This is a genomic window from Streptomyces sp. NPDC051133 (assembly GCF_040682635.1).
Taxonomy (GTDB): Bacteria; Actinomycetota; Actinomycetes; order Streptomycetales; family Streptomycetaceae; genus Streptomyces.
This window is the reverse complement of the sequence record NZ_JBFBBK010000003.1, coordinates 291,050-306,093: the sequence shown is the minus strand read 5'-3', so window position 1 is coordinate 306,093 and position 15,044 is coordinate 291,050. Positions and strand designations below refer to the sequence as shown.

The following is a 15,044-nucleotide window of genomic DNA, read 5'->3' as shown; positions in this document are numbered from 1 at the left end:
GATGCGCTTGCGGCACCCGGACGGCACGACCGTCCACCTCGCCTACTGCACCAACGTCCACCCCGCCGAGACCCTCGACGGCGTCCTCGCCCAACTGCGCGACCACTGCGAACCGGTACGGCGCCGGCTCGGCCGCGACCGCCTCGGCATCGGCCTGTGGCTCGCCCACGACGCCGCCCGCGCCGTGGACGCCGACCCTTCGGCGCTGCGCACCCTGCGCGGCGAACTCGACCGGCGCGGCCTGGAGGTCGTGACCCTCAACGGCTTCCCCTACGCGGGTTTCGGCTCCGGGAAGGTCAAATACCGCGTCTACAAGCCGGACTGGGCGGACCCCGAGCGCCTGGAGTACACCACCTCCCTGGCCCGGATCCTCGCCGCGCTGCTGCCCGACGACGTCACCGAGGGCAGCGTCTCCACCCTGCCGCTCGGCTGGCGCACCACCTGGACCGCCGACCGCGCCCGCACGGGCCGTGCGGCCCTGCGCACCCTCGGCGCCCGTCTGGACGCGCTGGCGGAGCTGACCGGCCGCTCGATCGCCGTCGGCCTCGAACCCGAGCCCGGCTGCACGGTGGAGACCACCCACGACGCCCTGGCCCCGCTCACCGCCGTCGCCCACCCCCGCATCGGTGTCTGCGTGGACACCTGCCACCTCGCCACCTCCTTCGAGGACCCGCGGACGGCCCTCGACGCCCTCGCCGCCGCACGGATCCCCGTCGTGAAGTCCCAGCTGTCGGCCGCCCTGCACGCCGACCACCCCGCCCGGCCCGAGGTCCGCGACGCCCTCGCCGCCTTCGCCGAGCCCCGCTTCCTGCACCAGACCCGCACCCCCACGCCCGCCGGCCTGCGGGGCACCGACGACCTGCCCGAGGCCCTGGCCGGCGACGCCCTCCCCGCGACCGCGCCGTGGCGCGCCCACTTCCACGTCCCGCTGCACGCGGACCCCGACGGGCCGCTGACCGCCACCCTTCCGGTGCTGCGGGCCGCTCTCACCCGCCTCGTCGGCGGGCCCCGCCCCCTCACCCGTCACCTGGAGGTGGAGACGTACACCTGGCAGGCCCTCCCGCCCGGTCTGCGCCCCCGCGGCCGGGACCGGCTCGCCGACGGCATCGCCGCCGAACTCGCCCTCGCCCGCGACCTGCTGACCGACCTCGGCCTCAAGGAGCTGCCGTGACCGCCCCCAACCCGCTGCTGGTCCTGGACGTCGTCGGGCTCACCCCCCGGCTCCTCGCCCACATGCCGCACCTCGGGGCGCTCGCCGACGCCGGCTCCCGCGCCCACCTCGGCACCGTCCTGCCCGCCGTCACCTGCGCCGCCCAGTCCACCTTCCTCACCGGCACGCTCCCCGACGAACACGGCATCGTCGGCAACGGCTGGTACTTCCGCGAGCTGGGCGACGTCCTGCTGTGGCGCCAGCACAACGGCCTCGTCGCCGGGGACAGGATCTGGGACGCGGCCCGCCGCGCCCACCCCGGCTACACGGTCGCCAACATCTGCTGGTGGTACGCCATGGGCGCCGACACCGACATCACCGTCACCCCGCGCCCCGTCTACTACGCGGACGGCCGCAAGGAACCCGACTGCTACACCCGGCCACCCGCCCTGCACGACGAACTCACCGCACAGCTCGGCACGTTCCCCCTCTTCCGCTTCTGGGGACCGGGCGCCGACCTGGTCTCCAGCCAGTGGATCATCGACGCCACCCGGCACATCCTGCGCACCCGCCACCCCGACCTCGCGCTGTGCTACCTCCCGCACCTCGACTACGACCTCCAGCGCTACGGCCCCGACGACCCGCGCTCCCTGAAGGCCGCCCGCGACCTGGACGCGGCGCTGGCCCCGCTGCTCGACGACGCCCGCGCGCAGGGCCGTACCGTCGTCGCCCTGTCCGAGTACGGCATCACCCGCGTCAGCAGGCCCGTCGACATCAACCGCGCCCTGCGCCGTGCGGGCCTGCTGGAGGTCCACACCCAGGACGGCATGGAGTACCTGGACCCCATGGCGTCCCGCGCCTTCGCCGTCGCCGACCACCAGATCGCCCACGTGTACGTCCGCAGGCCCGAGGACCTGGCGGCCACCCGGGCCGCCCTCGACGGCCTGCCCGGCGTCGAGCGGCTCCTCGACGACGAGGGCAAGAAGGCCCACCACCTGGACCACCCGCGCGCCGGGGAACTGGTCGCCGTCGCGGAACCCGACGCCTGGTTCACCTACTACTACTGGCTCGACGACGCCCGCGCCCCCGACTTCGCACGGCTCGTGGAGATCCACCGCAAGCCCGGATACGACCCGGTCGAGCTGTTCATGGACCCCCACGACCCCTACGTCAAGGTCAAGGCGGCCACCGCGCTCGCCCGCAAGAAGCTCGGCCTGCGCTACCGCATGGCCGTCGTGCCCCTCGACGCCTCACCCGTCCGCGGCAGCCACGGCCGCCTCCCCACGAGCGACGACGACGGTCCGCTCCTCCTGTGCTCCACCCCCCGCGCCGTCGGCGACCGCATCGCGGCCACCGACGTGAAACCGCTCCTGCTCCACCTCGCCGGTCTCAGCACCGACCACCTGTGAAGGAAGGCACCCGTGACCATCACGCATGACTCCGACGACCAGCTGCGCCGCAGCCTCGGCATCGGCCGCCGCCGCTTCCTGAGCACCTGCACCGCCGTCGCGGCGGGTGCGATCGCCGCGCCCGCGTTCCTCGCGAGCCCCGTCCAGGCCGCGCCACGGGCGACCGGCGACGGCGAGGGGCAGGCCCTCGTCCCCGCCGACAAGCGCGGCATCATCCTCTACACCGTCCGTGACGCCACGGGCCGCGACCCGCTGTCCACGTCCCTGCCGTCCGGCTTCCGCGCCGTGTTCGAACAGCTCGCCCGGTTCGGCTACCAGCAGGTCGAGTTCGCCGGCTACGGCCAGCACGCCAACGCGCCCGGCGGGGCGAACCTGGAGTCCGTCGAGGGCGCCAAGCTGCTGCGCCGCTGGCTCGACGAGTACGGGCTGCGCGCCCAGGGCAACCACGGCTTCATCCCGGGTTCCTGGCCGCTGACCCCCTCGGACCTGGACACCTTCAAGAAGCACCTGGAGATCGCCAACATCCTCGGCATGGCCCACGTGGGCACCGGCGGCGACCCCACCGGCAGCGCCTACCAGGCGGACTGGGACGTGGCCGCCGACAAGTGGCACGCCCTCGGCGAGCTGGCCCGCCGCGCCGGCCTCAAGCTGTACACCCACAACCACGACGCCGCGTACGGCTTCCTCCTGGACGGCGGCCCGCTCGACGCCCAGGGTCGGCCGACCCGCAGCTCCGGCATCCGCAAACTGGAGTACTTCCTCTCCATCACCGACCCGAAGCTGGTCTGGCTGGAGATGGACATCTTCTGGGCGCACGTGGCCCAGTACAAGTTCCGCACCTACACCGCCCACGACGGCTCGACGCGGACGGACGTCTTCGACCCGGCCGGTCTGGTGACCCGCCACGACAAGCGCTACCCGCTCTTCCACGCCAAGGACGGGGTCGTCAACACGACGAACGGGATGGGCTACGACATGGTCCCGTTCGGCACGGGGGTCATCGACTACCGGACGTTCTTCTCCCGCGTGGGCCACCGCAACTACCACAACCCGATGGTCGAGCAGGACAACGCCCCGAGCGCCACCGACCCGGGCCAGTCCCTGGCACACGCGGCGATCGGCTACCGCAACCTGGCGGCCCTGCGCCGTTAGGGCCTTTCCTTCGGATCAGGCCGGCAAGATCCGAAGGAGAGGGCCCAGCCGCACCACACGGCCCAGGGGCTCCCCGGCGACGGCGGGGAGCCCCTGCGGCGATCCGGTCGTTTCTCCGGCCGCTCGCCCTCGGGGCCACGGCGGAGTTCCCCACGCGCCCGGCCTTCCCGCACCGGTCGACCGGACGCGGCGTCTCAGCCGGCCGTGTGCTCCACGCGCATCCGCACCTGCTCCTCCAGGCGCCGCAGACTGCCGTCGAGGGCGTCGGACACCGCCTTCTCGCCCGGATCGTGGCCGCCCTCGAAGAACGACAGGTGCACGGTGACCTCGCTGGCGCCGCTGCCGATGCCCGCCACCTGGAGCCAGCCGGTGTAGCTGCCCTGCTCCCGGGTGCCCCACTCCAGCCGCATCTGGTCCGGCTGGGCGCGCAGCAGGGCGGGGGTGTCATCGCCGGAGCGGTCCTCGTGCACGGTCACCGCCGGCGGGTCCACAGCGTGCACGTGCAGCTCGTCCGGGAGCCAGGCGTCGAGCTGGGAGACGTTCGCCGCCTGGTCGAAGACCTGCTCGGGCTGTGCGGGCATCGTGCGGGAGCGTTCGTACTCGGTCATCGTGATACCGCCCCTCCGGTCGGCCGTCGAGCTCCGACCGTGTGTCGGAACCTGCCACCCCGACCGCGTGCCCCGTCCACGGCGGCCGAAAAGCGCGGGCGGTCACTTCCTCGCCGTCCCCACCGACCCCGGGCGCCCCGAACTTGTCTGGTCAAGTTTGGTCTTGGTTCTTCCACTCGACAGCGGGCTCCCGTACTCATGTCCCGTTCGTTGTGCACAGTCAGGCCGTGCGGCCGGTACGTCGTACGGCATCCTCACCAACGGGACGAGGTACACACATGCGACTGCGCTGGAGATCCCTCGGCGGGCTCCTCGCCCTCCTCGGCGCACTGATCGTCGCCGCTCCCGCCCCTGCCCAGGCGGCCGGCGGCAGCGGCAACCTGATCGTCGACGGCGACGCGGAAGGCGGCGGCTACTGCACCGACGACTGGGCGGCGGCCGACACCGTGCCCGGCTGGACCACCGAGGCCGGCGGCCCGGACGTCATGTGCCACAGCGTCGCCTCCTTCGGCCTGCCCGGCGACGGCCGGACGCCCGGCAAGGCCTTCTTCGGCCCCGGCAACTTCGGCGACGGCTCGATGAGCCAGACCGTCGACGTCTCCTCGGCCGCCACGGCCGTCGACGGCGGCGCGGTGCACTACGACCTCTCCGGCTGGCTCGGCGGCTGGGCCTCGTACAGCGGGTACGTCGCGGTCGGCCTGCACTTCCACGACGGACACGGCCGTCCCCTCGGCGCCGCGGCCGCGCTGCCGACCGTGTCCGCGAGCGACCGGGGCCTGGCCACCAAGTTCCTCTCGCGCGAGACCACCGGCGCGGTCCCCGCGGGTACCCGGTCCATCCAGGTCGAGGTGCAGTTCCTCGCCACGAACCACGAGGCCGGCTACCTCGACAACCTCTCCCTCACCCTGGACACCCCGGTCACCGCCCCCGCGCCCCTCGCCCCGCCCGTCTCCAGGGTCCCGGGCTACGAGCACGTGTTCATGGTCATGATGGAGAACACCGACTACTCCGAGGTCATGAACGACCCGGCCGACACGCCCTACATGCACACGCTGATGTCCCAGGGTGCCACGCTCACCGACCACCACGGCGTCTACCACCCCAGCGACGAGAACTACCTCGCCATCGCCGGCGGCGACACCTACGCCAAGGGCGCCACCTACTTCCCGAACATCAACTCCCCGCAGCGCAACCTCGGTGACACGCTGGAGGCCGCCGGGAAGACCTGGAAGGCCTACGAGCAGGGGATGGGCACGCCCTGCAACACCAAGAACAACAACGACAGTTACTACGAGCCCGACGACGCGCCCTTCATCAACTACACGGACATCAGCGGCAACGCCGCCCGCTGCGCCGCCCACCTCTTCGACACCACCCAGCTGACCACCGACCTGAAGTCGGCCGCGACCACCCCCGCCTTCTCCTGGATCGCCGCCGACGACTACTACGACGGCGAGGCCTCCGGAAACGGCAACGCGACCAGCCTGAAGACCCAGGACGGCTGGCTGAAGCAGACCCTCGCCCCCGTCCTGTCCTCCCCGGCCTGGACACAGGGGCGCTCGCTGCTCGTCCTGACCTGGGACGAGAGCCAGGGCGAGGCCTACAACCACGTGGTCACCACGGTGCTCGGCTCCCAGGGCACCGTCCCGGCCGGGACCAGCAGCCCGGGCCACTACGACCACTACGGCATAGCCCGCACCGTCGAGGCCGCCCTCGGTCTGCCCGGCCTCACCGCCAACGACACCTACGCGACACCGCTCAACGAGGCGTTCAAGCCGTCCACCGCCACGACGCCGACCCTCACCGGTGACCTGAACGCGGTCCTGAACGGCGGCAACGTCACCCTCCGCTACGCGGTGCCGTCGGCCGCACAGGTCCACGCCAAGAACTGGATCGGCATCTACCCGGCCGGCGCCACGCCCGGCAGCCAGTCCTCGCTCACCTGGGCCTACGCCCCGAACGCCGCGGGCGCCCTGACCTTCTCCACCGGCAAGCTGAAGGGCGCGGGCACGTACGACGTGTACTACCTCGCCGACGACGGCTACGCGGTCCTGGCCGGGCCGTTCTCCCTGACCGTGGGCTGACCGGTGCCGTGACACCCGCCCCGCCCCGAGCGCGGCGCGGGTGTCACGGGCCGTGGGCGGCGGCCGTGCGGGACGGCTCGCGGTGGACGGCGGCCCCGCTTCCGTCAGGCCATGGCCTGGCGTGCCGTCCGCTCGACCAGGGAGATTCCGTCGCTCATGTTGGCGCTGCCGTTCGACAGGACCGCGACGAGGTAGCGGTGGCCCTTCACGGTGACCTGGCCGACGCTGTTGACGTCCCAGAGGCCTGACGTGTTGCGCTGCAGCCAGCCGTTCTTCAGCGCCCGCGGGGCACCGTCGGCGCCGATCGCGGAGACGCCCCAGGACTGCTCGGGCACCACCTTGCCCATCAGGGAGCGGAGGTAGTTCCGGGACTGCGCGTTCAGGGCCTTCCCGCCCGTGTCGAAGACGTTCCGCAGCAGCCGTATCTGGTCGCTCGCGGTCGTCCGCGTCAGCCCCCACTTGGCGCCGGGCCCGCCCTTCGTGGAGGTCAGCCCCAGCCGCTTGTTCGCCGCCGCCAGCCCGGAGGCCTGGCCGATCTCCCGCCACAGGGCGTTCGCCGCCGCGTTGTCGCTGCGCTCGATCATCGGCTTGGCGTGACCGCGCTCCTCGGCGGTGAGCTGCCGTTTCGCGTCCTGCGCCCGCAGCAGCAGCGCCGCGAGGATGTCGACCTTGACGATGCTGGCGGTGTCGTACGCGCTGTCCCCGCCGTGGATCACGGGGGTGCGGCCCTTGCCTTCGAGGTCGAGGACGGCCGAGGTGGCATGGGCCGACGGCGCGGCGGCCGGGGCGGCCGCGGCGGCCGGGCGCGGGGCGCCGACGGAGCAGAGGACCGCGGCCGAGGCGAGGAGGGCGCCGGCCCTGGCGCATGCGGTGGGGGAGAGGTGGAGCGACGACATGGCCACGAACGTAAACAAAACGTGCGCCCTGCGACGTGGCCGCCGTCACTTCGGTGCCCGTTCCGGGCGATTTGTGAGAAGAGCCACCGTTGGGGCGCATTAGGTCCAAGCGTGGCCCGAGCGGCGGCGTGTACGCGCGGAGGGGCCACCGGCCTCGCTTATCGTCGGCCAGACACCGACATCCGGAGCGATGATGGAAAAAACGGATGAATGGGTGGGTGTGGCCGAGGGTGTGGCGGTCGTCCCCGTCGGTCCGCCCGCGCGCCGCGTCCGGCCGCGGCGGCTCGGCGCCGCCCTCGCGATCGCGGCCCTCGCCGCGGCCGTCCTCCTGCTCACGGGCACACCCTGGCTGGACCGGCCGGCCGTGCAGGCCTGGCGCACCGTCTGTCTGGCCATCACCGTCCAGGCGCTCCCGTTCCTCCTGCTGGGCACCGTCCTGTCCGGCGCCATCAACGCCTTCGTACCGGCCGACCTCTTCACCAGGGTGCTGCCCAGGCGGGCCGCCCTGGCGGTGCCGATCGCGGGCGTCGCCGGCGCGGTCCTGCCCGGCTGCGAGTGCGCCTCCGTGCCCGTCGCGCACAGCCTGATCCGGCGCGGCGTCACCCCCGCCGCCGCGTTCGCCTTCCTGCTCTCCGCGCCGGCCGTCAACCCCGTCGTCCTCACCGCCACGGCCGTGGCCTTCCCCGGCAACCCCGCGATGATCGCCGCCCGGCTGCTCGCCTCGCTCGCCACCGCGGCCGTGATGGGCTGGCTGTGGCTCTGGCTGGGCAAGGAGACCTGGCTGCGGCCCGTGCTGCGGCAGGGCCACACCGGGCACCGGCACGGGTACAGCCGCCTGCGCGAGTTCCGGCTCGGCTTCCAGCACGACTTCCTGCAGGCCGGCGGATTCCTGGTGCTCGGCGCCATGGCGGCCGCCACCTTCAACGTCACCGTGCCGCGCTCCGTCCTCGACACCTTCTCCGGCTCACCCTGGCTGTCGGTGCTCTTCCTCGCCGCCCTCGCCGTGGTGCTCGCGGTCTGCTCGGAGGCCGACGCCTTCGTCGCCGCCTCGCTCACCGGCTTCTCGCCGACCGCCCGGCTCGCGTTCATGGTGGTCGGCCCCATGGTCGACCTGAAGCTGATCGCCCTTCAGGCGGGCACCTTCGGCCGGGCCTTCGCCTGGCGGTTCTCCACGGCGACCACCGTCGTGGCGGTCACCGCGAGCGTCGTGATCGGAGGCGCGCTGCTGTGAAACGCCCGGTGCAGACCCTGCTCCTCACGCTGACCGGCCTCGGCCTGCTGCACACGGCCCTGTTCACCGACACCTACCTGCGCTACGTGAAGGCCGGACTGCGCCCCCTCCTGATCGCCTCCGGGGTGGTCCTGCTGCTGCTCGGCCTCGCGGCGGCGGCGAGCCGGGACGGGCACGACGACGCGGCCCACGGCGGCCACGGACACGATCACGGCCACTCCCGCACCCCGCGCATCGCCTGGCTGCTGTTCCTGCCGGCGCTGAGCCTGCTCCTGTACGCCCCGCCCGCCCTGGGCGCGTACACCGCGGCCCGCTCGAACAGCAAACCGGTCACCGTGCAGAAGGGCTTCGACCCCCTGCCCGCGACCTCCCCCGTGCCGCTGACCCTCACGGACTTCACCAAGCGGGTCCAGCAGGACCGCAGCCGGGCCGTGAGGAGCCGCACCGTCAAGCTGACCGGCTTCGTCACCCCCGACGCGCAGGACGACGGCTGGTACCTGACCCGCATCATCTTCACCTGCTGCGCGGCGGACTCGCAGACCGTCAAGGTGCGCATGTACGGCACCGAGGCGCCGCCCGCCGACACCTGGCTCGCGGTGACCGGCACCTGGCACCCCCGGGGCACCCTCGGGACGAGGAGCGCCGAGGCGGCGCTCGATGTCACGGCGACCCAGGAGATCGCCCAGCCGGTGAACGCGTTCACCGACGATCTGCCCCTCACGCCCTCCTAGACGGCGCGCCCGTACAGTGCTGCGGCCCGCGTCCACGGGCCGGTCCGGCACGCCCCCGGAGGGCCCGGAGCGGGGTCGTCGTACGGTCTCTTCCGGCTCCACCCGGCCACATGCCCGATTGAGGTGCACGATGGTGTGGTGACGCCCGACGGCCGGGCCGGGAGACCGGGCCGGCGCCGCTCGCCGCCCGCCCGGCGCGGGGCCCGCGCCGGGCGCGGAGGACGGGGAGTGCGCGGCGGCGGCCGCTCCGGGTACCCGGTCCCGGCCGGGCCCGCCGGACGTCGAGCGGGCCCGCGCGCTGCGGCGAGGCCGCCGGCGCACGAGAGGAGGCGGTGACGATGACCCGGACACCTCCCACGACGGTCACCCGGGTGCGCCTGTGGCGGTGGCGGCGCAATCCGCTGAGGCGGCACAGCGATGTCGTCGAAGCCTGGATCGTCCTGGCGACCTGGGTGTTCGCGGTGCTCGGCGGCGTTCTCGCGGGCCTCGCGGCCGCCCAGTCCGCCGACGCGGCCTTCTCCGCGCGACGGGCCCAGGTGCACGCCGTGGCCGCGGTCGTCACCGACGACGCGGCGAGGACCCAGGCCACCGGGAGCGGTTACGACGACGGACGGGTGTGGGCCACCGTCCGCTGGACGGACGCGGACGGCTCGGTGCACACCGACCGCGCGAAGGTCCCGCCGGGCGACCCCGCCGGAAGCCGGGTGACGGTGTGGGCGAACCGAGCCGACCGGGTGGTGTCCGCCCCGGTCACCGGATCCGCGGCCGCGCTGCAGTCGGCCCTCACCGGCGTCCTCGTCGCCCCGTCGGCCGGAGCGGCGGTCTGGTGCGCCGGGTGGGTGGTCCGCAGCCGGCTCATCCGGCGGCGCATGGCCGAGTGGGACGCCGAGTGGAAGCAGATGGGACCGCGCTGGGGGAACTTCAGCGGAGGCAGGGGCTGACCACGACGGCCGCGAGCACGACGAAGGCGCCGTGGCGACGAGGACGGGAAGGGCCACCCGCTTCTCGCGGATCCGGATTGCGCGGTGCACGGCTCTCGACCGCTTCTCCGCGTCTGTCTCGGTCCTTCCCGTCACCACCAGCACACCACGGAAACAGCCGATCCACCAGTGCCTGAGCCGGTGCGGGCCGGCCTTCCCCCGAAAGAGGTGTTTCCCCCGGCGTACGGGAGTGCCGGCGCATGGGCGGGCGTGGGCGGGTGAGACATCGGCCATGGAGAAACCGACTCCGGGACACCGTCTCCCGGCCCCGCGCACGCCCTCCGGGCCCGAGCCCGTGTTCACGGCCGACTTCCGTTCCGAGCGGCAGTGGGTGGCGGGCCGGTCCTGGGCGTATCCCGACGGCGGGCCGGTCAATCCGGGCGACGACAAACTGGACTACCTGGTGCCCGACGCCGACCACTCCCGCTCCGGCGTCTTCCGGGCCACCCGGCGGCCGGACGGCCGGTGGAACACGGGCCTGCTGACGACCGAGGGCAGCGAGGAGGCGTTCACCGTCCGGGCGGGAGACGTGCTGGAGGCCCGGGTGCGGCTGCCCCGGGAGCTCGGGGCGTGGCCGGCGATCTGGACCTGGCGCGACGGCGACCAGGAGATCGACGTGTTCGAGTACCACCCGGACCACCCGGACGTGCTGGAGTTCGGCAATCACGTCCGCGACTGCGGATTCGCCTTCCGCGACAACGCCGTCCGCCCCGGCGCCTGGGTCGACCTGCGCACCGAGTTCGGGGCCCGCTCCGTCGTCTGGTCGGTGAACGGGACACGGGTCTTCGCGGACGGCCGGGGCGTGGGGCGCGACTGGCAGGCGTACCTCATCGTCAACCTGTCGGTCTCCGCGGGCCGCCACCATCCGGCGCCCGCCGCCGGCACGGCGGAGATGTCGTTCGAGGTGAGCGGTCTCGTCGTGCGGGCTCAGGAGGCGAGGGCCTCGCGCACGCTCGGGTAGCAGTCGAGGAGGGTGGTGAGGCCGACGATCTCCAGGGTGCGCAGCACGGACCGCCGTACCCCCGCCAGGCGCAGCCAGCCGGCCGGCTCGTGGGCCTGGTGGGCGGCGATGAGGACGTTGATGCCGCTCGAGTCCATGAACGTCACACCGGTGAAGTCGGCGACGGTGCGTGCCGCCGCCCCGGGATCGGCGGGCGTCAGCGCCAGGCGCAGGACGCCCGAGGTGTGGTGGTCCACCTCACCGCTCACCGTGACGACGGTGACGCCGTCGACGACGGCGTGGCTGACTCCCAGCCGGTGCCGCTCCACCGATTCGTTCGTGTCTGCCGTGTCTGCCACGCGTCCCTCGACAACGCTCGACGATCCTTGACCAGAGCTTCCCTCTCCGGGTGGCTGCCCCGGATCACGCGGACGATGCGTGCCGACGGCATGATCGCTGCGACCGGTGGGCGTTCCGGGTCTCCCATACATGACCGGCCGGCGGCGGATTCACACCTTGCCCAGGGTGACGAGCGCCACCAGCAGCACAGTGGCGCCCGCCGTCATGCCGTGGGCGACCACCGCGGTCAGCGGGAAGTGCCGCTCCGCGGTGGCGTCCCCGTGGGAGTGCCGCCCGGAACTCGGCAGCCGGCGCAGCAGCATCATGAAGCCGAACGCGGCCACGATCAGCACGACCGCGCAGGCCGCCCAGGCCGAGCTGCGCACCCCGCCCACCACATAGGCGGCCCACGCGCCGAGCCCGGACACGGCCAGCGCCACATGCCCGAGCACCAGCCACAGCGGCAGGCGTGTCACACGGGGCGTGCGCCGGCGCAGACCGCCGTGCCGGATCCACACCGTGGCGAGGTACCCGCCGAGGCCCGCGGTCAGCAGCCACGCGCACAGCACGAAGACACCCATATGTCCCGCTCCCCCCTGTCCTGAACCACGGCCGGCCCCGCGGCGGTGTCAGGACCGCGTGCCTCAGCACACCGCACAGTGCGCAGGGAGCCCGGACATCCATCCGCCGATTCGCCTATAGAGGTGAAAATTGCCCGGAATGCCTCACGACCCGTCAGAAGTGATGCATGCGGCCCTCTTCGGGGCGGGCCGCGGCCGAGGCCGGCATCCGCCCCCCGCACCCCGCCTACACTGGGTGGGCGCGTGTGCGTCGGCTGTGACGAGGGCGGGACGGGAGAGGGTCGTGAGGGAGAGCGCCGGTGGCTTCGAGGACCCGTCCGCCGAGGTCCTGGCGGAGGCCGCCGCGGCGTTCGGACTGCTCGCCTCCTCCGCCCGGCTCCATCTGATGTGGGCCCTGGCGCAGGGCGAGAGCGACGTCACGCACCTCGCCGGCCGGGTGGGCGGTGCGCTGCCCGCGGTCAGCCAGCACCTGGCGAAGCTCAAGCTCGCCGGTCTCGTCCGCTCCCGCCGCGAGGGCCGGCGGCAGGTGTACTACATCGGCGACCCCGACGTCGTGACGCTGGTCCGTCTGATGGTCGGTCAGCTGACCGACCGCACCCGGCACGCCCCCGCCCGGGCCCCCCGTCTGCGCGAGGTCGGCGGCTGAACACCGCCCGGAGCGAGGCGGGCGGAACACGCCCGGCTGCGTTCTCAGCCGGGCCACGTAGACTCCCGCTGCCGTGCGACCCCGCGTGACCGCGACGGTTCCATGACATGCCTCACCTGTGAATTGAGTATGGATCTGTGCTGTTCGGGCCACGGGTTTGTTAGATTGCGCAACTACGCAAGCGAGGTGGAGTGCCGCTCCGCCCGCCGAACACCGCCGCGCACGCCCGGCTGTCCCTCCGACGGCCCGGCCTGACGGGCCCGACCGTTCAGGGGAGTGGGAGATGAGCGACCCGTGGGACGGACCCGCCGGTCAGGCCACGCGCAGCCGGAGCGCGCGTGTGCCCGGACAGCGGGCTCCCGAGTCCGACGGGGCGCGTCCGACGGGCGGCCGGGCCGCGGCCCGGGCGGCCGCCCGGGCAGGCGGTGGCAGGCGGGCGCGCCGGGCCCGTCCGGTGCGGCGCGGCCGTCGGATCCTGAAGGCGATCGGGATATGCATGTCCGTCCTCGTCGTGGTCACCGCCGGTGCGGGCTGGTGGTTCTACCAGCACCTGAACGGCAACATCCACAGCGTCTCGCTGGACGGCAAGGGCGGCGCGGAGAAGGCCGACGCCTTCGGCCGCACCCCGATCAACATCCTGGTGATGGGCTCGGACGGGCGGACCAGCAAGGCCGACTGCAAGCTCGGCGGCGGCTGTTCGAAGACCGGTGTGCAGACCGGCAGCAACGCGGACGTGCAGATGGTGGTGCACATATCCGCCGACCGCTCCAACGCGACGGTGATGAGCATCCCGCGCGACACCATGACCAGGGTGCCCGCCTGCAAGGACAGTGAGTCCGGCCAGTCCACGAACGGCTACTACGGCCAGATCAACAGTGCCCTGCAGTACGGCCCCGCCTGCCAGGTGGCCACCGTCCACCAGCTCACCGGGATCCCCATCGACCACTTCGTCAAGCTCGACTTCTCGGGTGTGGTCAAGATGTCCGACGCGGTCGGCGGTGTCTCCGTGTGCGTCAGCAACGACGTCTACGACACCTACTCGCATCTGAAGCTGTCCAAGGGCGGCCACACCCTCAAGGGCGTCGCGGCACTGGAGTTCGTGCGCTCCCGGCACGGCTTCGGTGACGGCAGCGACCTGGGCCGCACAATCTCCCAGCACATCTTCCTCAGCGCGATGATCCGAAAGTTCAAGAGCGCGGGCACGCTCACCGACCCCACGGCGGTCTACGACCTTGCCGACGCCGCCACCAAGGCGCTGACCGTCGACGACGGTCTCGGCACCGTCAAGAAGCTGGTCGGGCTGGCCTCGGACGTGAACAAGGTCCCCACCAAGCGGATCACCTTCACGACCATGCAGACCGGCGCCGACCCGAACGACACCAACCGGGTGGTGGTGGGCCCCGGTGCCAAGACCCTGTTCTCCACCATCGCCGACGACCAGTCCCTGACCACCGGTTCCGGCAAGAAGTCCGCCGCGGCCTCCGCCACCGCCAAGGCCACGGCCACCGCCTCGGCCGTCCCCGCGTCGCAGATCGCCGTGACCGTGGAGAACGGGACCGCGGTCACCGGTCGCGCCTCCGACATCGCGGCCGCGCTGACCGACCAGGGCTTCAGCTCCGCCACGACCACGGCCAACGCCCCGAGCCCGGCGGCGTCCACGACCCTCACGTACGGCACCGGCCAGAAGGCCGAGGCCAAGACGGCCGCCAAGGCGCTCGGGCTGCCCGGCTCCCACCTGAAGCAGGGCACCGGCCCCGGTCTGACCCTGGTGATCGGCAGTGACTGGCCGAGCGGGAACGGCTACCCGGGCGGCGGTTCGTCGGCGTCACCCGCCGACACGAAGACCGCGGTCGGCGGCGCCCACGCCTCCACCGCCGACCAGGCCAAGACCTGCGCCAAGGTCAGCCCCTACAAGACGGTCGAACTCAACGGCGTCTCCATGACACCGACCCAGGCCTACGCGGCGGCGCGCGGCAAGCCCGACTCCGACTCCTGAGGCGGGGCGACCGGCTGAACCGCGCCCCGCGGGCCGTCAGGGACTGGCGATGTCGAAGCCGTAGCGCAGGGGTTCCCCGGTCACGGTGTAGTCCCGGCGGTAGAGGTACACCGCCTCGGCGCGCACACCGTCGGGCGACGCGCCCTCCAGCGGGCACGGGCACGTCACCTGGATCACGCGGGGCCGGTCGGCGACCTTCATGCGCAGTCCGTCCGCGGGTCCTCCGTCGAGCACCGCGGACTCCCAGCCCGTCACCTCGGTCGTGTCCACGGCGACAGTTTAAGGGTTGCGCAAGTTTCCG

General features: G+C 72.9%; 15 protein-coding genes. 10 read left to right on the top strand and 5 right to left on the bottom strand.

What is annotated here, in order from left to right; genetic code table 11:
* Position 1: 1 nt before the first annotated feature.
* The 3 genes from eboE to AB0N17_RS05855 are packed head-to-tail and all read left to right on the top strand — an operon-like array spanning position 2 to position 3,711.
* Complete coding sequence (gene eboE / locus AB0N17_RS05865; RefSeq protein WP_366009879.1) at positions 2-1,171, top strand: metabolite traffic protein EboE; 1,170 nt, start codon at positions 2-4, stop codon at positions 1,169-1,171.
* A complete protein-coding gene (locus tag AB0N17_RS05860; protein WP_366009878.1) occupies positions 1,168-2,559 on the top strand; it encodes a nucleotide pyrophosphatase/phosphodiesterase family protein in 1,392 nt (463 codons plus the stop codon). Before eboE ends, AB0N17_RS05860 begins: the two co-directional genes overlap by 4 nt.
* Before the next feature lie 12 nt (positions 2,560-2,571).
* Positions 2,572-3,711 (top strand): sugar phosphate isomerase/epimerase family protein, encoded by a 1,140-nt coding sequence (locus AB0N17_RS05855; RefSeq protein WP_366009877.1) that lies wholly within the window; start codon positions 2,572-2,574, stop codon positions 3,709-3,711.
* A gap of 194 nt (positions 3,712-3,905) precedes the next feature.
* Here the strand turns inward: AB0N17_RS05855 and AB0N17_RS05850 are convergent, their stop codons facing one another.
* The gene (locus AB0N17_RS05850) at positions 3,906-4,319 is read right to left on the bottom strand and encodes an SRPBCC family protein (RefSeq protein WP_366009876.1); all 414 of its coding nucleotides are present in this window, start codon (positions 4,317-4,319) and stop codon (positions 3,906-3,908) included.
* A 278-nt stretch (positions 4,320-4,597) separates the two neighbouring features.
* On the opposite strand from AB0N17_RS05850, the gene AB0N17_RS05845 reads away from it, so the two are divergent.
* A complete protein-coding gene (locus AB0N17_RS05845) occupies positions 4,598-6,403 on the top strand; it encodes an alkaline phosphatase family protein (RefSeq protein ID WP_366009875.1) in 1,806 nt (601 codons plus the stop codon).
* A 104-nt stretch (positions 6,404-6,507) separates the two neighbouring features.
* Here the strand turns inward: AB0N17_RS05845 and AB0N17_RS05840 are convergent, their stop codons facing one another.
* On the bottom strand, positions 6,508-7,299 hold the full coding sequence (locus tag AB0N17_RS05840) for a serine hydrolase (protein ID WP_366009874.1): 792 nt from the start codon (positions 7,297-7,299) through the stop codon (positions 6,508-6,510).
* Between the two features lie 193 nt (positions 7,300-7,492).
* Between AB0N17_RS05840 and AB0N17_RS05835 the strand changes: the two genes are divergently transcribed.
* The 4 genes from AB0N17_RS05835 (at position 7,493) to AB0N17_RS05820 (ending at position 11,202) form a co-directional block, all read left to right on the top strand.
* Entirely contained in the window at positions 7,493-8,530 is a 1,038-nt protein-coding gene (locus AB0N17_RS05835) for a permease (protein ID WP_366009873.1), read from the top strand.
* Positions 8,527-9,261: a TIGR03943 family protein gene (locus AB0N17_RS05830; protein ID WP_366009872.1), complete on the top strand. Its 735-nt coding sequence runs from the start codon at positions 8,527-8,529 to the stop codon at positions 9,259-9,261. The genes AB0N17_RS05835 and AB0N17_RS05830 overlap by 4 nt, the downstream gene beginning before the upstream one ends.
* A gap of 338 nt (positions 9,262-9,599) precedes the next feature.
* Positions 9,600-10,202, top strand: a complete 603-nt coding sequence (locus tag AB0N17_RS05825; protein ID WP_366009871.1) for a hypothetical protein — start codon at positions 9,600-9,602, stop codon at positions 10,200-10,202.
* A gap of 271 nt (positions 10,203-10,473) precedes the next feature.
* Positions 10,474-11,202: a beta-glucanase gene (locus tag AB0N17_RS05820; RefSeq protein ID WP_366009870.1), complete on the top strand. Its 729-nt coding sequence runs from the start codon at positions 10,474-10,476 to the stop codon at positions 11,200-11,202.
* On the opposite strand, the gene AB0N17_RS05815 is transcribed toward AB0N17_RS05820, so the two are convergent.
* Positions 11,169-11,540, bottom strand: a complete 372-nt coding sequence (locus tag AB0N17_RS05815) for an STAS domain-containing protein (RefSeq protein WP_366009869.1) — start codon at positions 11,538-11,540, stop codon at positions 11,169-11,171. The genes AB0N17_RS05820 and AB0N17_RS05815 overlap by 34 nt on opposite strands.
* 150 nt (positions 11,541-11,690) lie before the next feature.
* Positions 11,691-12,101: a hypothetical protein gene (locus tag AB0N17_RS05810; protein ID WP_366009868.1), complete on the bottom strand. Its 411-nt coding sequence runs from the start codon at positions 12,099-12,101 to the stop codon at positions 11,691-11,693.
* Between the two features lie 283 nt (positions 12,102-12,384).
* Here AB0N17_RS05810 and AB0N17_RS05805 point away from each other — a divergent pair, with 283 nt between their 5' ends.
* Together AB0N17_RS05805 and AB0N17_RS05800 are read left to right on the top strand one after the other, a co-directional pair.
* Entirely contained in the window at positions 12,385-12,747 is a 363-nt protein-coding gene (locus AB0N17_RS05805) for a metalloregulator ArsR/SmtB family transcription factor (protein ID WP_366009866.1), read from the top strand.
* A gap of 283 nt (positions 12,748-13,030) precedes the next feature.
* Positions 13,031-14,743, top strand: a complete 1,713-nt coding sequence (locus AB0N17_RS05800; protein ID WP_366009865.1) for an LCP family protein — start codon at positions 13,031-13,033, stop codon at positions 14,741-14,743.
* Positions 14,744-14,779: 36 nt separating this feature from the next.
* Here AB0N17_RS05800 and AB0N17_RS05795 read toward each other — a convergent pair whose 3' ends face one another.
* A complete protein-coding gene (locus AB0N17_RS05795; protein WP_366009864.1) occupies positions 14,780-15,013 on the bottom strand; it encodes a hypothetical protein in 234 nt (77 codons plus the stop codon).
* Positions 15,014-15,044: the final 31 nt, after the last annotated feature.